Consider the following 25706-nt stretch of genomic DNA (forward strand, 5'->3'; position numbering starts at 1 on the left):
TCGGACACCTCCATGATGGCCGCGTTTAGTGACCTCAAGTCGAGGTCTGATTAGGTTTCGGACTTCTTAGATTCTTCCGCATTCGCGGCTTCTTCAGCCGCTTTGGCCTCTGCAAGGGCTTTGGCTTCCCGCTCGAGCTTCCAGTACTCACGAATGGCCTTCACATCCCCATAGCCGCCAATCTCCGACAGGCGCTCGGTAAAGCGCGAGTAGACATTGCCCGATAGGTGGCCCGAATCATTCATACGTTCCAGGGCAACGTTCGGGTTGAGAAGCAGCACGTAGTGGAACTCCCCCGACGTACCTTTCCTAGTATCGATAAACGCATGCTCTTTTAGAATCTTCATCCGCCTGCGCCACGTGTCTACCGCCCTATTACCGGTGAAACCCGCCTCGCCGGCGAAGGTAGCCTGGCTTTCGATGATCACCAGTGGGTGATCCGGTGAACGAGCCCACAGGCAGAAGAGCGTGTGCCCAGCAGGGTGCCCAGGGAGTTCATTCAATGCCTGCATGGCGATTGGAAGAGTCCTTGGAACGGTGCTGAAACCATGGTTTTTGCCCCTGATCCACAGCCACTCTGCGGGGTAGCCTGGATAGTGCAAGTCCATCACCGTCTGTGCCTTTTCTGCCATTTTCATGGCAACTGCCTTGCTTTGCTTCACATTGGCCATCGCTGGTCTCCTCGATTTGTGTGGAGACAATATGCTCTTAATCAGCACGTTTTGCGACGAGTCAATTGGCGTTGTTTAAGCATAATTTGGGGGCTGTAAAGCGGTACTTTAAATCCATGAAATTCGTACAAATAGACTTGCTATACCAATTTATAACCGGCTATTTGGCGCATTCTTGATTTTTAAGTTACTGATTTATATTGTGTTTTTTGTAGTTTAGTGTACTCCCGTGCTCCGGTGTCTCCTGTGCTCTCGTACTCGTGTGCTCCCGAGAGTTTGCAAAGAGAGGCTATGGTGCCCTCTAGGGCCCTGAGAAAATCACAGAAAAGTTGAGAGGGAAGGCTTTAAGCATTGGCTGGCGCTGAAGCGCGCCGTAGTGGGCACTGAAGAAAAGTCAGCCGGAGGGGCTATCGAAATTGCCCTGGGAAGGCTCTGGGGCTTTCTGGAGAGGCGTTAGTCCCTGAGCCATGCCTACCTAGCAGGTCGGCAGCCAGGCCCTCGCTACCGATTCCGTTTGATTTTGGTTGGCGAAGCCAATGTCAAGGTAGGTGTGATCTGCCTTAAACATGCATGAGAGTCATTCATCGATAGAATTTTTTATAGAATGCTCACTGAAGCAGAAGGTTATCAACCATCCTGCGGTTCTGACCTACCAGTAAACGCTAGACAAAATCGGTTTATGATGTGCGTAACACGCATATCTGAATGCGTGAATCCAAAAATCTATGCACACAAACCTTCCATTTTGAGATTGGGGGCGAGTATGATCGCCTCCGCAAGTCAACCTGTTCGGAGAGAAAACGTGTCAACCAACAAAGAAAGTGTCACTACCGTCACAAGCATCTGTACGGTCATCCTGCGCGAGCTGCGCACTGAGAAAGGGTTTCATCAAGCCCAGGTAGCAGACTGGATCGCGAAGACCCCAAGCACCTGGACGCGGATAGAGTCCGGCAAAGCACCAATGCAGTTCGAGACCTTCGTTCGCGTTTGTAGAGGTTTCCAAGTCTGGCCCTCGGTAGTAATGCAAGCGGCAGAGCGCTATGAGAACTACCTTTCTCAGCACGGCTGGGCGATCATGACCGGCGAGTTGCCGAATAGTGAGGACGACCTACTGGCATTTGCTCAGCAGTATTGGGGCTCGCCAGGATGCCGAAATGCGCAACTCAGTCGCTGGTCGCAGCTACCCGTTCTAAACGGGCCCCAGTGGAGTAATGAAGGCCGGTACCTGGTCTCGGCCCCCTTCGAATTCGCGACCACACCGGGTTTCCGAGAGCTGCAGTTGAGCGCTGTCGAAATCCAAGGTCGAGGCTTCTAAGACTTTCGAGGCTTGTCAGCAGATCGCCCACGCGCCGGCCAATCTGCTGACAAGCTTGTCGATTGGCATGGCGGCCATGGTAGTCGTTTAGAAAGTCGCTGCGCGCTTTCATAACAAGTAAAAAGCTGACAAGGTGAGTGGTACTTTCGACCACTCTTGGATCAGGCATATGGCAGTGGTAGTACTCGACAGGCTACGCGACCTCTTCAACAGCATGCGTGCGCAAAGTATTAGCCGGTATCGATTCAGCTATAAGCGGGGTACCTTGACCTTTGACGTCATGTTCCTGATAGACGAAACCCCCTACGCGCTTTTGTTCGGCGCCCAAGGGCACAACCTATCTTTCGAGTTTCACGTGCAACCCGGCTTCCGTGTAGTGCATCCACAGTTGGAGAAGGCTGACTACACGATGCTCTGCAGCCTGCTCGGCCTGAAGTGGGATCCGAACAACTCTTTTTCACCGGGAGGCTTTCTTACCGACTTCAGCTCTCACATCCCAGCAACCGCAGTACCGAGCCAAAAAGCTGGGCCTCACCACGTTGCCCAAGTCCGCCGAAACGTCGAGGATGCGCACAAGCGATTCTTCTGTGGCTGGAGAGACAACAAGGTACGACGCGAGCGGGTTACACCCGAGAATCTCGAAAAGACGCGTAAGCTGATGGGGCCCAAAACAGCAAAAACCTGTGACCAGAAAAACATCAGCAGCTGCTGGACTGATATCCCAGGCGGAGCAGTCGCGGTCACTGATCCCTGACCGATCGGGTCTCTTGTCGCTCTCGCACGGCTTCGAAAAATTCTTCTTTCCTCGACATACACTCAGTACTGCCCGGCTAGTAGGATATCGGCCAGTGTGAGGTCGCCCATCGAAGCGGTGCAGTCCTCTGCTGCAGGTACCGGCTGAATCGTCGGGCAGCCCAGCAGCGGCTCTTCGTCAATCGGTACCACCAGGGGCATGGCTGGCGATACTCGCTGGATCACATACCTTCTGCCGGTACTTCAGCATCTGGGCCGGGTCCACATAAACGGTGAACAGCGGCCTAATACGGCATGGCTAGCATCGATGGAGTGAAGCGGAGTAGGCAGGGCTCCCGCATGCGGCCTCGACCGCCTCGACATCTGTCGCTGGCCCCACCAGCCGAACCATTCGACAGAATTAGTTGACAGGCTTGAATCTCCAAAAAAACACTCGTCCACAATTCATGGAGTGTGGACGAGTGTTTTTCCTTTAATTTCTTTTTGTCAATAGCTTTTTCCGATTTTTGATCGGCGGAATGGAATCTAGAGCAGATTGCATAGCGTCTATCCACGGACGTCGATTTCTAGCCCCTGCAGGAAAAATTTTCTTGACTATTGAGTTCGCGCCACGAAAATATTGTCCATGTTTCATGGAGTGTGGACACATGGAGGAATGGCCGTTATGAAGAGTCAAGACATTTTGTTGCTTTTCAAGATGACTAGCCTGCACGCTCAAGAAGAAAATCTGTTTGGCCGTATGGAATCCGAATCCACCTCTGAGCAGGTGAAAAACATGCTGAACCCAGAGCCCCGTGGGTTGATGGCAGCTAGCGGCCCGATAGGTTGGGTACTGTCTCAGCTGCCGTTCAATGACGAAGACACTGTATTTCAACCACAAGAACTCGATTCACCAATGGGCGACTCTGACCGATGGGAGGGATGGTCGGATGTGGTGCCGTCGACCCCAGTAACGAGTTGGAACGAAAACTATTCCTTGCGGGCGCTCTCTGCGTCGCTTGGCCTCAGTAAAAGTGAAGTTTCCAACTCGATGGCGCGATGCCGAAATGCTGGCCTTCTGACCAATGACTACGAAACCGCCCTCCCGAAGGTAAATCGCCGCGAGCTGCTCAAGATTACTGAGCATGCGCTGAAGTACTTTTTCCCGGTAAAGCCAGGTGCAATAGTTCGCGGCATTCCTACTGGGTTTGCTGCGCCAGCCCTATCGAAAAGCCTAAAAAGCGCAGGCGGACTAATACCTGTGTGGCCCGACCCATTGGGGAGCGAGCGGGGCCAGTCGATTGAACCCCTCTACAAGACGGTCCCTGAGGCAGTAAAAAAAGACAGGACCCTTTATCATTACCTCGCGCTAGTAGACGCGATCCGCGTTGGCGGCCCAAGGGAATGTGGCGTGGCTGTCAACATACTAAAGGCAGGGATGGGGTTGAAGTAATATGGCATCGAATGCGGACCACAACTACGAGTTGATCTCGTTTGTGGCTGATGGCTTGGGTGACGATTTTCTGACTGAGTGCGCCTTTGTCGGTGGATGCACGACCGCTATGCTGGTTACCGATAACGCAGTGTTGGACGACATCCGTTTCACCGACGACGTCGATCTGGTTATCGAGATCGCCGGAATATCTGCGTGGGAAAAGCTCACCGTCCGTCTGGCAGAGAAGGGCTTCAAAATCACTGGTGAGGATGATGTGACCTGTCGCTTCAGGTTCAACGATGCCATCGTCGATGTAATGCCAAGCGACCCATCAATTCTCGGTTACGCAAACCGCTGGTACGTAGAGGGACTCGATCAGGCGGTACCATTCGAGCTTCCAAGCGGCCGGGTAATTCGAATCTTCAAGCCACCTTACTTCCTGGCGACTAAGCTCGAAGCCTTCAGTGGCCGAGGAGAAGGAAACCCTTACCACAAGGACGTAGAGGACATCATCACCCTGCTCGACGGACGCCCGGAGCTCTTGGACGAGGTCAGCAAAGCCAGCGACGAACTGAGGCAATACATTGCCGAGCGCATCGGCGCCCTGGCAAAACTCAGCGATATTGATTATGCAATTGAGAGCATAGGTTCTGTTCGTGCTAACCCAGGGCGTGGTCAGCTCATTCATCAACGAATGAAGGACCTGAGCGCGCTCGCATGAGATATCAAAAGAGGTCCGTAAAAGGGCATGAGCGAGCAGCGAACCACGATTTTGCAGCTGCTGAGATCCATGGGGCACGAGGCCTTTTTGTCATAATGGATGGCACCTCGAAACCAGGTAGCGGTCAGCTTGCCCAAGGCTTGGCTCAAGGGGTGATCAAGGCCTATCTGAGCCATGTTGCTCAGGGGGCAGATGACTCCAGCCCAGAACAGGTTCAACAATTGCTCAACGATATCTTGGTGGATATGCACCGGCAGCTGTTCACGAACCAGACTGGCACCACCAGTTACCTGATCGGTGTCGCATCCCAGGGCCAACTCACCGTTGCTTATGAAGGTGATTGCGCCTGTGGGATGGCTGGAAACGATGGCAATATCGAATGGTTTACTCCTCCACACTGCAAAGCAAACTGGAAGCGCGACCGATCGCACCGCGAATTAGCGTTGGATCCTGCACGCAATCTGGTTACCCGAAGCCTCAGGGCAACTCGCACTCCGGATCCAGATTTTTTACGCCAGCCGGCACCGGCGGGAACTCGTTTTGTCTTCGCCACTGATGGGTTCTGGGCCGAGCTCACTGAATCGCAGCAAGCTGCTGCGATCAATGAGCCAGCTGGAGAAATTGCTGTCGTGAGTGATGATGTCACTTGGATTGATGTGAGGATGTGAGGCAAGCCAAGCCAACTATTGTGAGAATTTGATAGGCCTTTATCATCTATTCTGTGAAACCTGTTGAGGGAAATCACAAAGAAAATGACTTCGTGGCAGCTTTTGCTAAGCCTGCGGAGTCAACTTTTTTGTGACCCTACACACATTCTCCCCTCCCCTGCCCTTAATTGGGCAAGCAAACCCCGGCCCGCACCGGGGTTTGCTTTTGAATGACACAGTGAAGGCGCCTGCTATGTCAGGCGTTGTTCAGATCGTCCCGTATAGTCACTTTTGAGCTCCCAGGCCAAGTGCCTGTAATGTCGAGATGCATCTCCCCCTTCGGCCATTGGCCTAGTGGCATATCCCAAGACATCACCCGCTTTTCATCCCTGAGCACGCCTTTGAAGACAAGCTCAAGGGTCATCTTCGTGGCCGACAGGGGTATGTCCGCGAATGCACCAGAAAGGCCGCCTGTAATGGTAATCACCGGTTCCTGATGCCGTTTGCCCTTGAGGTAGTAGCTCAGTTTCGCCTTCACCACATAGGTGGTGACCTTGCTCGCCTTGCTGTCGAGATAGATCGCCAGACGCTCTACCCTACGTCTCCAGCTGGGCAACAAGGTAGTGCCTTCGAATGAGGAAAAGGCAAAAGCGATAGGAATCACTGAGGACGGCACCGTACCTTCGGTAGCGGGCCAAACGTGTTTGTCCAGAGAGCGGGTTTCACGGCTATACCCATAGGAGGCCTTGAGCCTCCCGGCTGGGCCTTTATCTCCAAGGAGCGCATGAAGACCCTCTGCCGTACCACCCAGGGTGTAGCTGGCGTCCTGCTCATTCGCGCCCAGGTTGACACCGCTATTGGCATAGACAACACCGGTGATGACTCCGAAGCCTTGAACAATGCGACCGTCTCGAGCAAAACCAACCTTTTCTGCCTGCCGAAGGAGCCATTCATATTGCTCGCTAAGCACACCGAGATCGCTGATCACTGATTCATGAGCGATAGCAAATTCTGAAACCAATGACTGTTTTTTCTGGAATTTCCAGGTGTAAGCAAGCTCGGGCTTTATCTTCAAACCGGTATTGGGATCAACGAAGGCAGCTTCTGCCCGAGCATCCGCTTGGTGACGTGACACACCTTCACTGGACAGCTTCCAGGTAGAAGACGCCGCTCTATCGGCAAAACGTGCTTGCGGCACCGCTTCGGCTACCAGCTTGAAGCTACCGCTCGAGGGGTCGAGCACCCCTACTGCTCCGGTTTGTAAATGAGGCGCCAGGGCCCAGTTTCCCCAAAGGTCGGGCCGACTTTCGCGGATAAGGTGAGTAAAACGTTTATTCCATTCAGACATCGCGCTCTCCTTGCGCTATCGAGACGCTACCAAGCTATCGCTTAGCAGAGTTGAGAAAGAGCTGGAACCGCTTCCACCGCCCTTCTCTATTCACCGATCACCAGCCCATTGGGTGGTAATGGAAGCGCGGTTTTATAGCGCACCTGCTTGAGCGCAAAGCTGGAGCGAATATTGGCCACGCCCGGAAAGCGCGTGAGGTGGTTGATGATGAACCGCTCCAAGGCATGGATATCAGGTACCAGCACCCTGATCAGGTAATCGGCATCTCCACTCATGAGATAGCACTCCATGACCTCTGGACGCTGGGAAATGGCCTCTTCAAAGCGTGCCAAGGCCCCTTCTACCTGTTTCTCAAGACTGACGTGAATGAAGACATTCACATGCAGGCCAAGCATCTCTGGGGCCAACAAGGTGACCTGTTGCTTGATCAACCCAAGCTCCTCCATGACCTTGACCCGGTTGAAACAAGGTGTAGGTGTCAGATTCGCCGCTTTGGCCAGTTCTGCATTGGTGATACGAGCATTACTTTGCAGAGCATTGAGAATGGTGATGTCAGTTCGGTCAAGTTTACGCATGGGAATTACCTACCTAGAAAGCGGTATAACGGCCAGTAATATCATCAAGCCAGTACGTCCAGCTACTGAAAAGCGTCAGTAACAGAATGTGTTATGTAATACGTTAGACAAACAAACTAGCTTAAAACCGGCATTTTTAAAGAGAAGTCTAGTACAATAGTACGTAATCATGCTTCCATTAGAACGCCGACATCGGTGGTACAGAGTTCCATAAGGAAATCCCAGACAATCCGTAGGCGCACTGATTTGTGAAGCTCCTTGCGCGTACTGATCCAGTAGGTACGCAGAATGGCTTCACCAGGGAGTACCCGTTGCAGTAAAGGGTCTCGGGCCGCCATGTATTGAGGGAGCACAGCGATGCCAAGCCCTGCATGGGCTGCCTGTTGCTGGGCCAGGACACTTGTGCTCCGGTAAACCACATTGGCGGAGCGACAGAAGCTGTTGATAAGTAGAAGCTGTTCGCTGAACAGTAAATCATCCACGTACCCGATCCAGCTGTGCTGGCTTAGGTGCTCACGCTGCTCTAGCCGGGGCGCTTTCGCCAGATAGGCTGGGCTGGCGTACAGGCCCAAACGGTAATCGCTGAGTTTGCGAGTGATCAGTACATCAGCGTCTGGACGCTCCAAATGGATACTGATTTCAGCTTCTCGGTTAAGGATGCTCACGAACCGAGGGACGGCTACCATTTCAACCTGCAGGCCAGGGTAACGGCTGAACAGCTGGGGCATGCGGGGAGTGAGGAAACAGACACCAATGCCTTCGGCTGTGCCGAGGCGAATCTTGCCCAGCGGCATGATGGCCTGGGTGATCTCCTCTTGGGCCAACAGTGCGGTGTTCTCCATGGCTTCGGCGTGCCTGAGCAGAGCCTGGCCCGCCGGGGTAAGCTCATAGCCTTGGGCCTGCTGAACGAAGAGCGCCACACCCAAGTGGTGCTCGATCCGCTCTATATGTCGCGCCACGGTGCTGTGGGTGGTATTCAAGCGCTTGGCAGCGGTCAGCAGCCGTCCGCTGCGCTGAAGCTCCAGGAAAAAACGCAGGTCATCCCAGTCGAACATGGCTGCTCCGTTATTTATCGTTGTAAATCAGCAGGCTGTTTCGGTGTGCAAAATCGCACAGGCAGTGGGCGAAAACTATCGTTTTCAAAACGGCTTCAATCAATACCATGAGGGTTCAACAACAAAAAAAACGCGAGGCTGACCCATGGCACCCGCTCAAGAGCCCTATGACTACATCATCGTCGGCGCCGGTCCGGCGGGCAGTTTGCTGGCCAATCGTCTTTCAGCTGACCCCCGTTGTCGTGTGCTGCTACTCGAAGCCGGGGGGCCTGATAACTATGCCTGGATTCATATACCGGTCGGATATCTGTTCTGCATCGGCAATCCTCGAACCGATTGGTGTTTCAAGACGCAGCCTCAGACAGGACTGGCTGGCCGGACGTTGAATTACCCACGAGGAAGGGTGCTAGGCGGCTGCTCATCCATCAACGGGATGATCTATATGCGCGGCCAGGCGCTGGATTACGACAAGTGGGCGGCCGCTGGCAATGAAGGATGGAGCTGGCAAGACGTACTTCCGTTGTTCAAGAAGACCGAACGGCATATGGGTGGCGAAAATGCCTGGCATGGCTCAAAGGGAGAATGGCGCGTAGAGCACCAGCGCTATCGCTGGCCCATCCTCGATGCTTTTCGAGCCGCGGCTGAGCAGTCGGGAATTGCGCCTGTGGACGATTTCAATCGTGGCGATAATGAAGGCTGTGGATATTTCCAGGTCAATCAAAAGGTCGGCGTTCGTTGGAACGCTTCCAAGGCATTCCTGAAACCTGTACTCAGTCGAGCGAACCTTCGGGTACTCACCCAGGTAACTGTGGATAACGTGCTTCTGGAGGCAGATCGGGCCATAGGCGTAAGCGCCGAGTGGCTTGGTGCGCGGCACATGTTCAAGGCACGGCGTGAAGTAATTCTTACCGCTGGCTCGATCGGCTCTCCGGCCATCCTGCAACGCTCAGGCATAGGGCCGCGGTCATTGCTGGAACGGCTGAACATACCGGTACGCGTAGATGCCCGAGAGGTCGGCGGCAATTTGCAGGACCACCTGCAGTTGCGTCTGATCTATCAAGTATCCAATGTGCGCACGCTTAACCAGGTCGCCAACAGCCTATGGGGTAAATGCGGCATGGGGCTGCGTTACCTCTATGATCGCAGTGGCCCGCTGGCCATGGCGCCAAGCCAGCTAGGTGCCTTCGTACGGTCCGATCCCGACCAAACGAGCGCGAATCTCCAATACCACATACAGCCGCTGTCACTGGATCGATTCGGAGAGCCCTTGCATCGGTTCCCGGCCTTCACCGCTTCGGTGTGCAATTTGCGCCCGAAAAGCCGGGGCCGTGTGGAAATCACCAGTGCGGACCCGAGCCACGCGCCATTGATCGATCCAAACTACCTGAGCCACCCGGACGATCTGAAGGTAGCGGCTGACGCCGTGCGCCTTACCCGCCGCATTGTCCAGGCACCGGCATTGCAGCCTTATGCCCCGAAGGAATACCTGCCTGGAGCCGAGCTGAGCACTGAAGACGATCTACAAAAAGCAGCGAGCGTTATTGGAACGACTATATTTCATCCCGCGGGCACCTGCCGCATGGGGCCGGACGTAGCCTCGGTAGTGGACCCTCAACTGCGGGTACGAGGCGTACGTGGCCTGCGAATCGCCGATGCCTCGATCATGCCTGCCATTGTCTCGGGCAATACGTGCAGCCCTACGTTGATGATTGCGGAAAAGGCCGCGCAATTGTTGATGCAAGCCAAACCGGAAGGGTTGACCAGCGCTCCTCAAGGAGCCAGGGAGGTACTCACCGAATACTGAGGTGCAAGGCGTAACAGCGTCCTGGCGCAGTCTTCCAGGGCGGACAGTGGAAAAAAATAACAATCACTGTGCCCTAAGGGCCGAGGACAAGACAATGACGGACTACATTGAGCCGCAAACCGTCCATGCGGTGACTACCACGGCGCGGGAGGAACGCAAGATCATCTTCGCGTCATCCCTAGGGACGGTCTTCGAGTGGTATGACTTTTTCCTCTACGGCGCCTTGGCTGCCGTTATCAGCAAGCAATTCTTCGCCGGCGTCAACGACACCACAGCCTTCATCTTCGCGCTCATGGCCTTTGCCGCCGGGTTCCTGGTCAGGCCCTTCGGCGCGCTGGTGTTCGGTCGATTGGGCGACATGATCGGCCGCAAATACACCTTCCTGGTCACCATCGTCCTCATGGGCGTTTCCACCTTTGCCGTCGGCCTCTTGCCGACCTATGCGAGCATAGGCATCGCAGCGCCGGTCATCCTGATCGTGCTTCGCATGCTGCAGGGTCTGGCCCTCGGTGGGGAATACGGCGGCGCGGCGACTTATGTCGCCGAGCACGCCCCAGCGAACAAGCGCGGCCATCACACAGGATGGATACAATCCACCGCGACCCTGGGCTTGCTGTTGTCCCTACTGGTAGTCGCGGCATGCCGGTACATCAGCGGGGATCAGTTCGAAACCTGGGGCTGGCGCCTGCCGTTCCTGCTGTCCATCGTACTGCTGGGGATCTCCACCTGGATTCGCATGAGCCTGCATGAATCCCCTGCCTTCACGAAAATGAAAGCCGAAGGCAAGACCAGCAAGGCACCCATACGCGAGTCCTTCGGTTCCTGGGCGAACCTGAAGATCGTGCTGACGGCCCTGTTCAGCATCAACGCCGGGCAGGCGGTAACCTTCTATACCGCCCAGTTCTACGTGATGTTCTTCCTTACCCAGATGCTCAAGCTGGACGCGGCCCAGGCCAATAACCTGATGATCATCAGCGTGCTCATAGGCGCGCCCTTCTTCGTCTTCTTCGGTTGGCTATCGGACCGTATCGGACGCAAGCCCATTCTGATGACGGGGCTGCTTCTGGCTACGCTGTGCTACTTCCCGCTGTTCAAAGCATTGAGCCAGTACGCCAACCCGCAAATCGCCCAAGCGAGCCAACAGGCGCCGATTACAGTGCTGGCTGACCCGGCGACCTGTACCTTTCAGTTCGACCCGGTAGGCAAGGCTCGCTTCGACAGCCCTTGCGACAAGGTGAAGACGCTATTGGTCAAGGCAGGCGTACCCTACAGTTCCCAGGCAGCGGAGGCCGGTAGCCCCGTCGTGGTGACCGTGGGCCAGACCCGTCTGGAGGGCTATGATGAACCCGCGCTTCGGGGCGCCATCACCGCAGCCGGTTACCCGACCAAAGCCGAACCAGCCCAAGTGAACCAGCCTATGGTGGTAGGGATCATCGTAGCGCTCATCTTGATCGCGACCATGACCTACGGTCCATTGGCCGCCGTCATGGTTGAACTGTTCCCTACCCGGATCCGCTATACCTCCATGTCCTTGCCCTACCATATTGGTAATGGTTGGTTCGGTGGCTTCCTGCCGACGGTGTCCTTCGCGCTGGTGGTCTATACCGGAGATATCTATTACGGACTTTGGTACCCGATCCTGGTAACCGCGGTGAGCCTGGTAGTAGGCTTGATTGCTCTAAAGGAAACACGGCACGTGGATCTCGACAAAGCATGAACGAACGCGCCGGCATCATGCCGGCGCGCTCCCTGAAAAGTTATGCACGTTTTTCGTGTCAATCAGGCTTTTTGGATTAGGCTTGATTTTCAATAGGTTGCGTAACCATCGAGCAATCCTTTCGAAAAACTGCTCACAAGTTATCCACAGTCAGAGCACTTTCGAGGTATCCACTGAGGCTGGGGAAACCAGTGCTCCCATCGATCGCTGGGCTTCGGTAATCCACGTAGCGGCCCGGTCGTTAAGCTCAGCGGTTGCGCGTGGCCCGCTACCTTCAGCGAACATGGGCGGCCCAATCATCACCTCGATAATTCCCGGGCGTTTGCCCCAACCATCCCGGGGCCAGAACTTGCCTGCATTATGAGCGATCGGCAGTACAGGCAAGCCCGCGTTGACTGCCAGCGCAGCGCCGCTACGGGTGAACTTACCCACAGTACCGTAAGGCACCCGGGTGCCTTCAGGGAAAATAAGTACCCACACCCCATCCTTTAGCAGTACATCGCCCTTGCTGGCGACTTCCCGCAGGGCTTCTTTGGGATTCTCCCGGTCGATGGCGATAGGACGCAACATCGCCATGGCCCAGCCGAAAAAGGGGACATACAGCAGCTCTTTTTTCAGGACCTGGCTCAGCGGCTGGAAATATGCCGAAAGGAAGAAGGTTTCCCAGGTACTCTGGTGATTGGAGAGGATGACACAGGGAGTGGCCGGCACGTTTTCGGCGCCTGTGACCTTGACGTCGATACCCAAGAACAGGCGAGTCAGCAGCAAGGCGAACCGGCACCAGTAAACATTGATGAAGCGGTAGCGGGCAGGGAATTTCAGGAAAGGGCAGACAAAGAAACCGAGCGTGCACCACAGGAGCGCGCTCAAGCCCAACAAGCAGTAGAAAATGGCGATGCGAATGGCCAGCACTGTGGACATGAATAGGTTACCGTGCGGGGCCGGCCCCGTTGATGAGTGACACTTGCCCCAGGCCGGCGCCAGGTTCAGGGGGCAGTGGCGGTGTGGATAAGTGCACTGGCCACAGAAGCCAGGTTGTCGAAAACCAGTGTGCCGGGGGGCAACGGCTCTTTGGCGGTCTTCTCACCTTTGCCGGTGCGAACCAGGACGGGCTGAGCGTCCACTGCCAAGGCCGCGGCGAGATCGCTCGAAGTATCCCCGACGAACCAGACGCCCTTGAGCGCTACCCCATAGTGCTTGGCGATACGTCGCAGCATTCCCGGCTGCGGCTTGCGGCATTCGCAGCCTTGCGAGGGGCCATGGGGGCAGTATTCGATTACCCCCATTTCGCCGCCCGCCTCGGCCACAAGGGCCCGTAACCGCGCATGCATGGCGTCCAGGGTTTCCAGCGAGTAATACCCGCGTGCAATACCGGACTGGTTGGTGGCCACCGCCACGGCCCAGCCTGCCTGGTTCAGCTGGGCGATTGCCTCGATCGAGCCTGGAATCGGTATCCACTCTTCCACGGACTTGATGTAGGCGTCGGAGTCCTGGTTGATGACGCCGTCTCGATCGAGGATGACCAGCTTGACCATCAGCCCAGTACCGAGATGTCAGCCACGCCTAGGAACAGACCGCGCAAGCGGGCCAGCAGCGCATAGCGGTTGGCTCGCACGCTTGGGTCTTCGGCATTGACCATCACTGCTTCGAAGAAGGCGTCCACAGGCTCGCGAAGGGCTGCCAAGCGGGTCAAGGCTTCGTTGTACTGACGTGCCTGGGCCATGGGCTGCACGGCATGGTCGGCCTGCTGGATTGCCGAATACAGCGAGAATTCATGGGCGTTGTCGAAGTACTTGGGTTCGACCTGGCTCGCGACCGCGCCTTCGGCCTTGCCCAGAAGGTTGGACACCCGCTTGTTCACCGCCGCCAGGGCTTCGGCTTCAGGCAGCCGACGGAATGCCTGCACCGCTTGTACCCGCTGGTCGAAGTCCAGCGCCGAGCCTGGTTTAAGGGCACGTACGGCCAGGTAGCTGGCCACATCCACGCCCTCGTCTTCGTAGCGTGCGCGCAAGCGATCGAAAATGAATTCCAGCACCTGATCGGCCAGCGTGGCGGAATCCACCTTGCCGGCATACAGGGCAACGGAGAACCCGACGGCTTCTCCCAGATCCAGATCCAGCTGTTTTTCGATCAGGATGCGCAGTACCCCCAAGGCAGCTCGACGCAACGCGTACGGGTCCTTGCTGCCGGTAGGGAGCATGCCGATGCCGAAGATGCCCGTCAGGGTGTCGAGCTTGTCGGCGATGGCCACAGCCGCGCCAGTCAGCGTCTGCGGCAACTCCGCGCCAGCGCCGCGGGGCATGTACTGTTCGTTCAGTGCCAAGGCCACGTCTTCGGCTTCGCCATCATGCTGGGCATAGTAATAGCCGGCGATCCCCTGCATCTCCGGGAATTCGCCGACCATCTCCGTGGCCAGGTCGCACTTGCTCAACAGGCCGGCGCGGGTAGCGCGCTGGGCATCGCCGCCGATGCGCGGCGCAATGAATGCCGCCAGCTTGGACACGCGAACGGCCTTGTCGTAGACGCTGCCCAACTGCGCCTGGAACACTACGTTCTGCAAGCGCTCGTTGAAGCTTTCCAGGGATTGCTTCTTGTCCTGGTTGAAAAAGAATTCGGCGTCAGTCAGGCGAGGCCGCACGACCTTCTCGTTGCCCTCGACGATCTGACGCGGATCGCGGCTCTCGATATTGGCGACGGTAATGAAGCGTGGTAGCAGCTTGCCTTCGGCATTCAGCAGGCAGAAGTACTTCTGGTTGTCCTGCATGGTGGTGATCAAGGCTTCCTGAGGAACCTGCAGGAAGCGCTCTTCGAAAGAGCACACAAGCGGTACCGGCCACTCGACCAGCGCGGAAACCTCATCGAGCAGGGCCGCAGGCACGACCGCCGTACCTTCCTGCTGTACAGCCAGTTCATCCACGCGCTTGCGGATGATCTCACGGCGCTCCTGGAAATCGGCCAGTACGTAGGCCTTGCGCAGGTCGTCGGCATAGCTGGCCGGAGAGCTGATACGCACGGCTTCCGGATGGTGGAAACGGTGCCCGCGGGAGTCACGCCCGGCCCGCTGGGCCAGCAGCGTGCAGTCAACCACGTTGTCGCCGAACAGCATCACCAGCCATTGGGTCGGCCGCACGAATTCGTCCTTGCGCACACCCCAGCGCATGCGCTTGGGGATGGGCAGGTCGTTGAGCGAATCTTCGACGATGGTCGGCAACAGGCTCAGCGTGGGCTTGCCGGTAATGGTCTGGCTATAGCGCAGCTTGGGGCCGCTCTGGTCGATCTCGGAAATGTCCACGCCGCATTTGCGCGCGAAGCCCAAGGCTGCCTGGGTCGGGTTGCCGTCGGCATCGAAGGCCGCCTGGCGAGGTGGGCCATCCAGGTTCACGCTGCGGTCGGCTTGCTGCACGTCCAGGCCGCTAACCAGCACCGCCAGGCGACGAGGCGCGGCGTAATACCGGCTGGCGCTGTAGTTCAGGCCGGCGCTGGCCAGGCCCTTCTGGATACCGGCCAGGAAGGCTTCGCCCAGGGTTGCCAGGGCTTTGGGTGGCAGCTCTTCGGTGCCCAGTTCAACCAGGAAATCTTGCGCACTCATTGTGCTGCCTCCAGCTTAGCCAACACTTCATCTCGCAATTCAGGGGTTGCCATGGGGAAGCCCAGGCGCGCCCGCGCCTGCAGGTAGCTCTGCGCCACGGCGCGGGCCAGGGTCCGCACGCGAAGGATGTAGCGCTGGCGCTCGGTGACCGAAATCGCCCGGCGCGCATCCAGCAGGTTGAAGGTGTGCGAAGCCTTGAGCACCATTTCGTAGGTCGGCAATGGCAGTTGCAGTGCGATAAGCCGATTGGCTTCGCTTTCGTAGAAGTCGAACAGCTCGAAGAGCTTGTCTACGTTGGCGTGTTCGAAGTTGTAGGTGGATTGTTCGACTTCGTTCTGGTGGAACACGTCGCCATAGGTCACCTTGCCAAAGGGACCGTCGGTCCAGACCAGGTCATAGACCGAATCCACGCCTTGCAGATACATGGCCAGGCGTTCCAGGCCATAGGTGATCTCTCCGGTGACCGGGTAGCACTCGATACCGCCTACCTGCTGGAAATAGGTGAACTGAGTCACTTCCATGCCGTTAAGCCATACCTCCCAGCCCAGGCCCCATGCGCCCAGGGTTGGCGATTCCCAGTTGTCCTCGACGAAGCGCACATCGTGCACGGTCGGGTCGAGCCCGATATGGCGCAGCGAGCCCAGGTACAGCTCTTGGAAGTTCTCCGGGTTGGGCTTGAGCACGACCTGGAACTGGTAGTAATGCTGCAGGCGGTTGGGGTTTTCGCCATAGCGACCATCGGCGGGGCGGCGACTGGGCTGCACATAGGCGGCGTTCCAGTTTTCCGGGCCTACGGCGCGCAGGAAGGTGGCGGTGTGAAAGGTGCCCGCGCCCACTTCCATATCGTAAGGCTGAAGCACCACGCAACCTTGCTCCGCCCAGTACTGTTGCAGGGCCAGAATCAAGTCTTGGAAGGTACGCACGGCTGGCGTAGGCTGGTTCACAAATTCACCTGTATCTTGGGCTGCGAATGTAAAAGGCGGAAGTATAACCCGAATCGCCGCGCTCACTAGGTCCTGTACGAAATAGGAAACATCGCCGCCAGGGCCGCTTCTTTTCCCCATCTGCCTGGAGCCTTATGCAGCGCTGTTACTGGTGCACCTCAGACCCCCTCTACCAGGCCTATCATGATCATGAGTGGGGCGTGCCGTTGCGTGACCCGCAGCGCCTGTTCGAGCTGCTGGTGCTCGAAGGTTTCCAGGCCGGATTGTCATGGATCACCATTCTCAAGAAGCGCGCACGCTACCGTGAAGTGCTGTTCGGCTTCGATGCCCGGCGGCTGGCAGCCATGACCGACGCTGAAATCGACATACGCATGCAGGACCCGGGTATCATCCGCAACCGGATGAAACTCAACGCAGCCAGGCAGAATGCCCAGGCCTGGTTACGCCTGGAAGACCCGGTAACCTTCCTCTGGTCTTTCGTAGGTGGAGCGCCACTGATCAATCACTTCGCCAGCCGCGCCGAGGTTCCGACCCAGACGCCCCAGGCCCAGGCCATGAGCAAGGCCTTGAAGAAGGCCGGCTTCAGTTTCGTGGGCCCGACCATCTGCTATGCCTACATGCAATCGAGCGGCATGGTGATGGACCACACGACCGATTGCGGGTGTTATCCACAGCTGAGCCAGGCGCGCTCAGGCGAGACGGCGCCGGGCTGAGGTAGAATGCTCGGCTCCATAGCAAGGGAAACGAATTGTGGAAAAGTTAAAGGGCGCCTTGATGGTGGGCTTGCTCAAGGCGTTCGCCTTGTTGCCCTGGCGCGGTGTGCAAGGGGTAGGCGCGGCAATCGGCTGGCTGATGTGGAAGCTTCCCAACCGCTCGCGAGACGTAGTTCGTATCAACCTGGCCAAGTGTTTTCCGGAATTGTCAGCCGCCGAGCGTGAACGGCTGACCGGTGCGAGCCTGAAGAACATTGGCCGTTCGTTCACCGAGAGCGCCTGCGCCTGGATCTGGCCGCCCGAGCGGTCTCTGGCGCTGATCCATGAAGTCGAGGGGCTGGAAGTGCTGGAGCAGGCCTTGGCCACCGGCAAGGGGGTAGTAGGGATCACCAGCCACTTGGGTAACTGGGAAGTGCTCAACCATTTCTACTGCAGCCAGTGCAAGCCGATCATCTTTTACCGCCCGCCCAAGCAGAAAGCGGTGGATGAGCTTTTGCGCAAGCAGCGGGTACAGCTTGGAAACCGCGTGGCGCCTTCGACCAAGGAAGGCATCCTCAGTGTGATCAAGGAAGTGCGCAAGGGCGGTCAGGTGGGCATCCCGGCGGACCCGGAGCCCGCGGAGTCAGCCGGCGTGTTCGTGCCCTTCCTGGGCACCCAGGCCCTGACCAGCAAGTTCGTGCCCAACATGCTCGCCGGCGGCAAGGCGGTAGGGGTGTTCCTGCATGCCGTGCGCCTTCCGGATGGCTCGGGTTTCCGGGTCATGCTCAAGGCTGCGCCCGAGGACATGTACAGCACGGATGTGGAAGTCGCCGCCGCAGCCATGAGCCGCGTGGTGGAGGACTACGTCCGGGCTTATCCGGACCAGTACATGTGGAGCATGAAACGCTTCAAGAAGCGACCTCCAGGCGAGGCGCGCTGGTATTGAGCCAGGCTCAGGCGCCGCGGTCGAGCTTACGTAGGAATACGGTCATTTCCTTTTCCGCCTGCTTGTCGCCCTTGGCGCGAGCGGCCGTCAGGCCTTGCTCCCAGGCCTGACGTGCCGCGGCGATATCCTGCTGCGCCTGGTATGCCTTGCCGAGCAGTTTCCAGGCCGCCGAATAGCCAGGGTCCTACGCTACGCACTGGCGCAAGTGCTCGGTGGCCTGTGCACAATCACCGCCATCGAGATAACCCTTACCAAGGCCGAAGCGCAGCAATGGGTTATCCACACCCTTGGCGAGCATCTTTTCCAGTGACTCGATCATGGCTTCTCCTAGAAGAACGTCAAGCCTACGTGAAATAGTTTTTCCACGTCCCGGATGTACTTTTTATCCACAACGAAAAGGATCACATGGTCTCCGCTCTCAATCATCGTGTCTGCGCGAGCGATGATGACTTCCTGGTCGCGGATGATGGCCCCGATGGACGTGCCGGGCGGCATGTTGATCGCCGACAAGGCGCGGCCTACCACCTTGCTTGAGCGCGCGTCGCCATGGGCAATGGCTTCGATAGCTTCGGCCGCTCCGCGACGCAGGGAGTGCACGCTCACGATGTCACCGCGTCTCACATGGGTGAGTAGGCTGCCAATGGTGGCAAGTTGCGGATTGATGGCGATATCGATCTCCCCGCCTTGCACCAGGTCGACATAGGCGGCGTTGTTGATCAGGGTCATCACCTTGCGCGCCCCCAGGCGCTTGGCCAGCAGCGACGACATGATATTGGCCTCGTCGTCGTTGGTCAGGGCCACGAAGATATCCGCGTCGGCGATACTTTCTTCCACCATCAGGTCCCGGTCCGACGCGCTGCCCTGGAGTACTACCGTGCTGTCCAGGGTATCGGACAAGTAACGACAGCGGGCCGGGTTCATTTCGATGATCTTGACCTGATAGCGGCTTTCGATCGCTTCGGCCAGCCGTTCGCCGATATGGCCTCCACCAGCGATCACTACCCGCTTGTTGCTTTCATCCAGCCGACGCAGTTCGCCCATCACTGCCCGAATGTCTGCGCGGGCGGCAATGAAGAAGACTTCGTCATCGGCTTCGATCACCGTGTCGCCGCGGGGCATGATGGGACGGTCCTTGCGGAAGATGGCCGCCACCCGGGTTTCCACATTGGGCATGTGATGACGGATCTGGCGAAGCTGCTGCCCTACCAGCGGGCCGCCATAGTAGGCACGTACCGCCACTAGCTGGGCCTTACCCGCGGCGAAGTCGATTACCTGGAGCGCGCCGGGGTGTTCGATCAGACGCTTGATGTGATGAGTGACCACTTGCTCGGGGCTGATCAGCACATCCACCGGAATCGCCTCGTTGGCGAACAGGCCAGCCTGGGCCAGGTAAGCCGCCTCGCGTACCCGGGCGATGCGCCGCGGGGTATGGAACAGAGTGTAGGCCACCTGGCAGGCGACCATGTTGGTTTCATCGCTGTTGGTCACAGCCACCAGCATGTCGGCGTCGTCCGCGCCAGCCTGGCGCAGTACGCTCGGGAAGGACGCCTTGCCCTGTACGGTGCGGATGTCGAGGCGGTCGCCCAGGCTGCGCAGCCGTTCACCGTCCGTGTCGACAACGGTGATGTCATTGGCCTCGCCCGCCAGGTGCTCGGCCAGGGTACCACCCACTTGGCCGGCCCCGAGAATGATGATTTTCACGGTCAGTTCGCTCAGCGGCCGCCCGTGGCGGCAATTTTCATGAGTTTGGCGTAATAGAAGCCATCGTGCCCGGCGGTTTGCGGGAACAACTGTCGCCCATGAGCCTGGCGCTCGCCCGCCTCCAGGGCCAGGTCCAGCTCCCGAGCCCCAGGGGTACGTTGCAGGAAGGCCGCGATGGTGTCGGCGTTTTCCGGCGGCAGCACCGAACAGGTGGCGTAGAGCAATACGCCCCCGACCTCCAGGGTGCGCCAGAGCGCATCCAGCAACTCACCCTGTAGCGCGGCGAGGGCAGGAATATCATCGGCCTGTCGGGTCAGCTTGATATCTGGATGGCGACGGATAACTCCCGTGGCAGAGCAAGGTGCGTCGAGCAGGATACGCTGGAAGGGTTTGCCGTCCCACCAGGCGGCAAGGTCGCGCCCATCGGCGGCCTTGAGCTCGGCGGCCAGGCCCAGGCGGGCAAGATTCTCCTCGACCCGCGCCAGCCGCTTGGCCTCTAGGTCGATGCCAAGCACATGGCCGAGCCCGGGCATGCGCTCGAGCAAGTGGCAGGTTTTACCACCTGGGGCACAGCAGGCATCGAGCACGCGTTGCCCTGGCTTGAGATCCATCAGGCCCGCCGCCAGTTGCGCGGCTTCGTCCTGGACACTTACCCAGCCCTCGGCGAAGCCCGGCAAACCAGTGACATCGGTAGCGCTGGCCAGGGTGATGCCGTCCTCGCTGAAATGGCAGGCGCTGGCGGCTACCCCACTGGCTTCGAGTTGCTTCAGGTAAGCGGCCCGGTCCGCGTGCCGGGCATTGATCCTGAGGGTCATGGGCGGATGTTCGTTGTTGGCCGCGCAGATCGCTTCCCATTTATCAGGCCAGGCAGCCTTCAGGGTTTTCTGCAACCAGCGTGGATGGGCCGTGCGCGCTACCGGGTCGCGTTCCAGGCTTGTCAGCAGCGCATCCCCTTCCCGTTGAGCGCGGCGCAGTACGGCATTGAGCAAACCCTTGGCCCAGGTTTTCTTCAAGGCCGTGGCGCCGTCCACCGTTTCCGCGATGGCCGCATGGGCGGGAATGCGGGTGTAGAACAACTGATAGAGGCCGGTTAGCAGCAGCGCATAGAGGTCTGCGTCCGCTGCCTTGAACGGCTTTTGCAACAGTTGCTCGGCCAGCAGCGCCAAGCGAGGCTCCCAACGGGCGGTACCGAAGGCAAGCTCTTGGGCCAGGCCACGATCCCGTGGGTCTACCCGCTCCAGCTGAGGAGGAAGGGCGCCGTTGAGCGAGGCCTTGCCATTGAGCACGGCGGCCAGCGCCCGGGCCGCGGCGAGGCGCGGGGTCATTGGCCCAGTACCGAGCCAACCGTGAAGACCTCACGACGGCTGTTGTACAAGTCAGTGAAGGCCAGCGGCTTGCCGCCGGGCAACTGAAGGCGAGTCAGGCAGAGCGCGCCTTCGCCACAGGCCACGGTCAGTCCGTCCTTGCCGACGGCGATGATCTGGCCAGGGGTGCCGGCCCCGTTTGCCTCATGAACGGCCAGGACTTTCAACGATTCGCCGCGCAACAGGCTGTGGCTGACCGGCCAAGGGAAGAACGCCCGTACCTGGCGAGCCAGCTCAGGGGCGGGACGTGTCCAGTCCAGGCGAGCCTCATCCTTGTGCAGCTTGTGGGCGTAGGTCGCCAATGCATCATCCTGGCGCTCGCCAGCGAGTGTGCCCGCCGCCAGCTGCGCGATGGCCTCGACGACGGCGGGTGGCCCCAGCCGGGCGAGGCGGTCGTGAAGGCTGCCGCCGGTATCGTCGGGGCTGATGGGCGTAGTGACCTTGAGCAGCATGGGGCCGGTATCAAGCCCTGCCTCCATCTGCATCACCGTTACCCCGCTCTCGGCATCACCGGCTTCTATGGCGCGCTGGATAGGTGCCGCGCCCCGCCAGCGCGGCAGCAGGGAGGCATGGCTGTTGATGCAACCCAGGCGTGGAATGTCCAGTACTACCTGAGGCAGGATCAAGCCATAGGCCACCACGACCATCAGGTCGGGCGCCAGCGCGGCCAGCTCAGCCTGGGCGTCGGGGTCGCGCAAGGTCACCGGCTGGTATACCGGGATGCCGTGGGCCACAGCCAGCGCCTTGACCGGGCTGGGCATCAATTTCTGGCCACGACCGGCGGGACGGTCAGGTTGGGTATAGACGGCGACCACCTCATGCTCGCCGCCGAGCAGGGCCTTCAGGTGTTCAGCCGCGAATTCCGGCGTACCGGCAAAGACTAGGCGCATGATGCTCCCTTTGAAATGGAAAGGGCTTGCCGAAGCAAGCCCTTGGGCTGGGTCCATACGAACCCGCGGCCGATCACGCCTGTTGGCGGTGCTGCTTCTCGAGCTTTTTCTTGATCCGGTCGCGCTTGAGCGAAGACAGGTAGTCGACGAACAGCTTGCCGTTGAGGTGATCGCACTCATGCTGGATGCATACCGCCAGCAGGCCCTCGGCGATCAGTTCGAAAGGCTTGCCATCGCGGTCCAGCGCCTTGACCTTGACCTTCTGCGGCCGGTCGACGTTTTCGTAGAAGCCGGGAACGGACAAGCAACCTTCCTGGTATTGGTCCATCTCGTCAGTCAGCGACTCGAACTCGGGATTGATGAATACCCGAGGTTCGCTACGGTCTTCGCTCAGGTCCATGACCACGACTCGCTTGTGCACGTTCACCTGGGTGGCTGCCAGTCCGATGCCGGGCGCTTCGTACATGGTTTCAAACATGTCGTCGATCAGCGTGCGCAGCTCGTCGTCCACCACCGTGACCGGCTTGGCGATGGTACGCAGGCGCGGGTCCGGAAATTCGAGGATGTTTAAAATAGCCATATGCTTTAGTGCTGCACTGTAAGGTAAAGTCAGTGGAAGGGCGCCGAGCGCTTGTCGAGCAGCCGCTGCTCATGGAAAGCCCCACGGCCGGCAAGGCTCGGACGATGCCGCGGCGGGGTTTGACGAATGCGTACATGATAAAGGGATTCACGGCATGAGGAAATCATTACTCGCCCTGGTACTGCTGGTCGGCTCGGCCCTGGCCCACGGCCAAAGCCTGTTGCGCGACGGTCATCCCGAGCGCTATACCGTGGTGCAAGGCGACACCCTGTGGGACATCGCCGGGAGATTCCTCAACGAGCCCTGGCAGTGGCCGCGCATCTGGCATGGCAATCCGCAGGTCACCAACCCGAATCTCATCTACCCAGGGGACTCGCTCGTGCTGAGCATGGTCAATGGGCAACCCCAGGTGTCGCTCGAGCGGGGTGCCTCCCGAGGTACCCTCAAGCTCTCGCCTCATATCCGGGCTACGCCAGTGGCCGAAGCCATTCCCAGTATCCCGCTGGGCGCGATCAGTGCCTTCCTGATCAGCAACCGAATCGTCGATGATGCCGCCGCTTTCGAAACCGCCCCTTACATCGTAGCGGGGAATCAGGAGCGGGTACTTAGCGGCATGGGGGATCGGATCTACGCGCGAGGCCAGTTCGAACCTGCCCATACGGGGTATGGCATATTCCGCCAGGGCAAGGTGTATACCGACCCCGAAACCCAGGAAGTACTGGGCATCAACGCCGACAATATCGGTAGCGGCGAAGTAATCGCGGTGGAAGGCGATATCGCCACCCTCGGCCTGCAGCGTTCCACCGCCGAGGTTCGCCTGGGCGATCGCCTGTTCACCAGCGAAGAACACTCGATCAACTCACTGTTCCTGCCGAGCCCACCGAACGGTCCGGTGGAAGGCCATATCATCGACGTCCCCCGTGGAGTCACTCAGATCGGCAAGTACGATGTGGTCACCCTGAACAAAGGCCAACGGGACGGCCTGGAAGAAGGCAATGTGCTTGCCATCTACAAGACGGGTGAAACTGTGCGAGACCGGATCACCGGGGAACAGGTCAAGGTGCCGGACGAACGCGCCGGGCTGTTGATGGTATTTCGCACGTATCAGAAACTGAGCTATGGTCTGGTCCTGAGTGCCACCCGTTCCTTGGCGGTACAGGATAAGGTTCGCAACCCTTAAGCACGCCAGAGGTTGCCTGGCCAGAAGTTACCAACACAGTTATCCACAGGATATGCATCCCGTGGAGGCTTAGATCAAGGATGATCGCATGCCATTGTTCTCCTCCAGGCTCACGCCACCGGCAGAGCTTGAAGCGCGACTGCGCCTTCACCAGTTGCCCAAGGTGGGCGCTATCCAATTCCGTGCATTGATAGATGCCTTCGGTTCGGCCAGCGCGGCCCTGAGCGCGCCAGCGTCTGCCTGGCGCTCCCTGGGCTTGCCCCAGGCTACCGCCGAGGCGCGCCGCAGCCCTGAGGTTCGCGACGGCGCGCTTGCTGGGCTACGTTGGCTCGAAACGCCCGGCCATCATCTGGTGGCGTTCGATAGCCCGGCTTACCCTGCCCTATTGCAGGAAATCTCCAACCCGCCACCCTTGCTCTTCGTAGCGGGGAACCCGGGATTGCTTGAAAGCCCTCAGCTGGCCGTCATCGGCAGCAGGCGCGCGTCACGCCCCGGCCTGGATACCGCCCGTGCCTTTTCCACTACCCTGGCGCAGGCCGGGTTCGTGGTGACCTCGGGCCTGGCACTGGGCATCGATGGCGCCGCGCACCAAGCCGCGCTGGATATCGGCGGCGGCACCATCGCCGTGCTCGGTAGCGGGCTGGAACATATTTATCCACAGCGGCATCTCGGCTTGGCCAGGCGCATCGCGGAGCAAGGTGGCGCACTGGTATCCGAGTTTGCGCTGGGCACGCCGCCTGCCCGTGAACACTTTCCTCGGCGCAACCGTATCATCAGCGGGCTTTCGCTGGGCGTGCTGGTGGTCGAGGCCAATTTGGCCAGCGGGTCATTGATTACCGCACGGCTGGCAGCGGAACAAGGGCGTGAAGTATTCGCCATTCCTGGTTCGATTCACCATCCTGGCGTCAAGGGCTGTCACCAGCTGATCCGCGAGGGCGCCCAGCTGGTGGAGTCGGTTCATGACATTCTGGAAGGCTTGCGCGGTTGGCACGGCCCGCTGCCAGCTCTCCCCAGCCAGCCGTCAGTCAACGTTCGAAGTGACGCCCTGCTTCGTCAGCTCCAGGCTGCCCCGCAGAATGCCGAGCAACTGGCCGCGAGCCTGGGGTGGCCATTGCCCAAGGTGCTGGCCGCGCTGACCGAGCACGAACTGGCGGGCAATGCCGTTTGTGAAGCCGGGCGTTGGTTTGCCCGCTGCGCCTAGTTACACTCCCCGCATCGATCGCTGGAGGATGGCAAATGGAAAGCAGTTGGCGTGTGCAACAAGCCGCCCGGGAAATACGTGCCGGCGCGGTGATTGCCTACCCAACCGAGGCAGTGTGGGGCCTGGGGTGCGACCCGTGGAACGAGGACGCGGTCTATCGCCTGCTGGCGATCAAGGGCCGGTCGGTGGCCAAGGGTGTGATTCTGATCGCGGACAACATCCGCCAGTTCGATTTTCTCTTCGAAGACTTCCCCCAGGCCTGGATGGACCAGATGGCCAGTACCTGGCCAGGGCCCAACACCTGGCTGGTACCGCATCGCGATCTTCTTCCCGCCTGGATCACGGGCAAGCACGACAGCGTGGCGGTGCGCGTAAGCGACCATCCGCTGGTACGCGAACTTTGCGCGCTGGTAGGGCCGTTGGTGTCCACTTCCGCCAATCCGCAAGGGCGACCCCCAGCGCGTAGTCGCCTGCGCGTAGAGCAATACTTCCGCGGCGAGGTGGACGTGGTGCTCGGTGGGGCACTTGGCGGGCGCAAGAACCCCAGCGTGATCCGCGATCTGCGCACGGGCGAAGTCGTGCGCCCTTGACCCAACGGC

At 58.9% G+C, this 25706-nt stretch carries 24 protein-coding genes and 1 pseudogene; 12 read left to right on the forward strand and 13 right to left on the reverse strand.

Annotation, left to right across the window (positions count from 1 at the left end; translation table 11 throughout):
* Positions 1–50 precede the first annotated feature (50 nt).
* Complete coding sequence (locus BN1188_RS05700; protein ID WP_052469165.1) at positions 51–671, reverse strand: hypothetical protein; 621 nt, start codon at positions 669–671, stop codon at positions 51–53.
* Positions 672–1473: 802 nt separating this feature from the next.
* Here BN1188_RS05700 and BN1188_RS05705 point away from each other — a divergent pair.
* The 5 genes from BN1188_RS05705 (at position 1474) to BN1188_RS05725 (ending at position 5542) form a co-directional block, all read left to right on the forward strand.
* Positions 1474–1986, forward strand: a complete 513-nt coding sequence (locus BN1188_RS05705; RefSeq protein ID WP_198293224.1) for a helix-turn-helix domain-containing protein — start codon at positions 1474–1476, stop codon at positions 1984–1986.
* Between the two features lie 169 nt (positions 1987–2155).
* Complete coding sequence (locus BN1188_RS05710; RefSeq protein WP_040260415.1) at positions 2156–2740, forward strand: DUF6037 family protein; 585 nt, start codon at positions 2156–2158, stop codon at positions 2738–2740.
* 663 nt (positions 2741–3403) lie between these two features.
* Complete coding sequence (locus BN1188_RS05715) at positions 3404–4171, forward strand: hypothetical protein (RefSeq protein WP_040260571.1); 768 nt, start codon at positions 3404–3406, stop codon at positions 4169–4171.
* A gap of 1 nt (position 4172) precedes the next feature.
* Positions 4173–4874, forward strand: a complete 702-nt coding sequence (locus BN1188_RS05720) for a nucleotidyl transferase AbiEii/AbiGii toxin family protein (protein ID WP_040260416.1) — start codon at positions 4173–4175, stop codon at positions 4872–4874.
* Positions 4871–5542 (forward strand): PP2C family protein-serine/threonine phosphatase, encoded by a 672-nt coding sequence (locus BN1188_RS05725; RefSeq protein ID WP_040260417.1) that lies wholly within the window; start codon positions 4871–4873, stop codon positions 5540–5542. Before BN1188_RS05720 ends, BN1188_RS05725 begins: the two co-directional genes overlap by 4 nt.
* Positions 5543–5777: 235 nt before the next feature.
* Here BN1188_RS05725 and BN1188_RS05730 read toward each other — a convergent pair whose 3' ends face one another.
* From BN1188_RS05730 to BN1188_RS05740, 3 genes are all read right to left on the reverse strand, one after another.
* Positions 5778–6869, reverse strand: coding sequence for a hypothetical protein (locus BN1188_RS05730; protein ID WP_040260418.1), 1092 nt, complete (start codon positions 6867–6869; stop codon positions 5778–5780).
* An 86-nt stretch (positions 6870–6955) separates the two neighbouring features.
* On the reverse strand, positions 6956–7444 hold the full coding sequence (locus BN1188_RS05735; protein WP_040260419.1) for an Lrp/AsnC family transcriptional regulator: 489 nt from the start codon (positions 7442–7444) through the stop codon (positions 6956–6958).
* 167 nt (positions 7445–7611) lie between these two features.
* The gene (locus BN1188_RS05740; protein ID WP_040260420.1) at positions 7612–8499 is read right to left on the reverse strand and encodes a LysR family transcriptional regulator; all 888 of its coding nucleotides are present in this window, start codon (positions 8497–8499) and stop codon (positions 7612–7614) included.
* 145 nt (positions 8500–8644) lie between these two features.
* Between BN1188_RS05740 and BN1188_RS05745 the strand changes: the two genes are divergently transcribed.
* Both BN1188_RS05745 and BN1188_RS05750 read left to right on the forward strand, forming a co-directional pair.
* Positions 8645–10303 (forward strand): GMC family oxidoreductase, encoded by a 1659-nt coding sequence (locus BN1188_RS05745; RefSeq protein WP_040260422.1) that lies wholly within the window; start codon positions 8645–8647, stop codon positions 10301–10303.
* Positions 10304–10397: 94 nt separating this feature from the next.
* Positions 10398–12020 carry an MFS transporter gene (locus BN1188_RS05750; protein ID WP_040260424.1) on the forward strand — a complete coding sequence of 541 codons (1623 nt, stop codon included), beginning with the start codon at positions 10398–10400 and terminating at the stop codon, positions 12018–12020.
* A gap of 150 nt (positions 12021–12170) precedes the next feature.
* On the opposite strand, the gene BN1188_RS05755 is transcribed toward BN1188_RS05750, so the two are convergent.
* The 4 genes from BN1188_RS05755 to glyQ form a co-directional block, all read right to left on the reverse strand.
* Positions 12171–12941 carry a lysophospholipid acyltransferase family protein gene (locus BN1188_RS05755; protein ID WP_040260425.1) on the reverse strand — a complete coding sequence of 257 codons (771 nt, stop codon included), beginning with the start codon at positions 12939–12941 and terminating at the stop codon, positions 12171–12173.
* A 65-nt stretch (positions 12942–13006) separates the two neighbouring features.
* The gene (gene gmhB / locus BN1188_RS05760; RefSeq protein ID WP_040260426.1) at positions 13007–13555 is read right to left on the reverse strand and encodes a D-glycero-beta-D-manno-heptose 1,7-bisphosphate 7-phosphatase; all 549 of its coding nucleotides are present in this window, start codon (positions 13553–13555) and stop codon (positions 13007–13009) included.
* Positions 13555–15609, reverse strand: coding sequence for a glycine--tRNA ligase subunit beta (gene glyS, locus BN1188_RS05765; protein ID WP_040260427.1), 2055 nt, complete (start codon positions 15607–15609; stop codon positions 13555–13557). Before glyS ends, gmhB begins: the two co-directional genes overlap by 1 nt.
* The gene (glyQ, locus tag BN1188_RS05770) at positions 15606–16553 is read right to left on the reverse strand and encodes a glycine--tRNA ligase subunit alpha (protein WP_040260428.1); all 948 of its coding nucleotides are present in this window, start codon (positions 16551–16553) and stop codon (positions 15606–15608) included. The genes glyS and glyQ overlap by 4 nt, the downstream gene beginning before the upstream one ends.
* Positions 16554–16687: 134 nt before the next feature.
* On the opposite strand from glyQ, the gene BN1188_RS05775 reads away from it, so the two are divergent.
* Together BN1188_RS05775 and BN1188_RS05780 are read left to right on the forward strand one after the other, a co-directional pair.
* The gene (locus BN1188_RS05775; protein ID WP_040260429.1) at positions 16688–17266 is read left to right on the forward strand and encodes a DNA-3-methyladenine glycosylase I; all 579 of its coding nucleotides are present in this window, start codon (positions 16688–16690) and stop codon (positions 17264–17266) included.
* 37 nt (positions 17267–17303) lie between these two features.
* A complete protein-coding gene (locus tag BN1188_RS05780; RefSeq protein WP_040260430.1) occupies positions 17304–18191 on the forward strand; it encodes a lysophospholipid acyltransferase in 888 nt (295 codons plus the stop codon).
* A 7-nt stretch (positions 18192–18198) separates the two neighbouring features.
* Here the strand turns inward: BN1188_RS05780 and BN1188_RS05785 are convergent.
* The 5 genes and pseudogenes from BN1188_RS05785 to def all read right to left on the reverse strand — a co-directional run bounded on the left by BN1188_RS05785 (position 18199) and on the right by def (position 22726).
* A pseudogene (locus BN1188_RS05785) lies at positions 18199–18510 on the reverse strand (tetratricopeptide repeat protein).
* Between the two features lie 8 nt (positions 18511–18518).
* Positions 18519–19892: a Trk system potassium transporter TrkA gene (gene trkA / locus BN1188_RS05790; RefSeq protein ID WP_040260431.1), complete on the reverse strand. Its 1374-nt coding sequence runs from the start codon at positions 19890–19892 to the stop codon at positions 18519–18521.
* A gap of 11 nt (positions 19893–19903) precedes the next feature.
* A complete protein-coding gene (gene rsmB, locus BN1188_RS05795) occupies positions 19904–21217 on the reverse strand; it encodes a 16S rRNA (cytosine(967)-C(5))-methyltransferase RsmB (RefSeq protein ID WP_040260433.1) in 1314 nt (437 codons plus the stop codon).
* The gene (gene fmt, locus BN1188_RS05800) at positions 21214–22146 is read right to left on the reverse strand and encodes a methionyl-tRNA formyltransferase (protein WP_040260572.1); all 933 of its coding nucleotides are present in this window, start codon (positions 22144–22146) and stop codon (positions 21214–21216) included. Before fmt ends, rsmB begins: the two co-directional genes overlap by 4 nt.
* A gap of 73 nt (positions 22147–22219) precedes the next feature.
* On the reverse strand, positions 22220–22726 hold the full coding sequence (gene def / locus BN1188_RS05805) for a peptide deformylase (protein WP_040260434.1): 507 nt from the start codon (positions 22724–22726) through the stop codon (positions 22220–22222).
* 154 nt (positions 22727–22880) lie between these two features.
* On the opposite strand from def, the gene BN1188_RS05810 reads away from it, so the two are divergent.
* The 3 genes from BN1188_RS05810 (at position 22881) to BN1188_RS05820 (ending at position 25697) form a co-directional block, all read left to right on the forward strand.
* Entirely contained in the window at positions 22881–23906 is a 1026-nt protein-coding gene (locus BN1188_RS05810) for a LysM peptidoglycan-binding domain-containing protein (RefSeq protein ID WP_040260435.1), read from the forward strand.
* Positions 23907–23994: 88 nt separating this feature from the next.
* The gene (dprA, locus tag BN1188_RS05815; protein WP_040260436.1) at positions 23995–25107 is read left to right on the forward strand and encodes a DNA-processing protein DprA; all 1113 of its coding nucleotides are present in this window, start codon (positions 23995–23997) and stop codon (positions 25105–25107) included.
* Positions 25108–25142: 35 nt separating this feature from the next.
* Positions 25143–25697: an L-threonylcarbamoyladenylate synthase type 1 TsaC gene (locus BN1188_RS05820; RefSeq protein WP_040260437.1), complete on the forward strand. Its 555-nt coding sequence runs from the start codon at positions 25143–25145 to the stop codon at positions 25695–25697.
* Positions 25698–25706: the final 9 nt, after the last annotated feature.

Origin of the sequence: Pseudomonas massiliensis (genome assembly GCF_000826105.1) — a bacterium.
GTDB classification, from domain to species: Bacteria; Pseudomonadota; Gammaproteobacteria; order Pseudomonadales; family Pseudomonadaceae; genus Aquipseudomonas; species Aquipseudomonas massiliensis.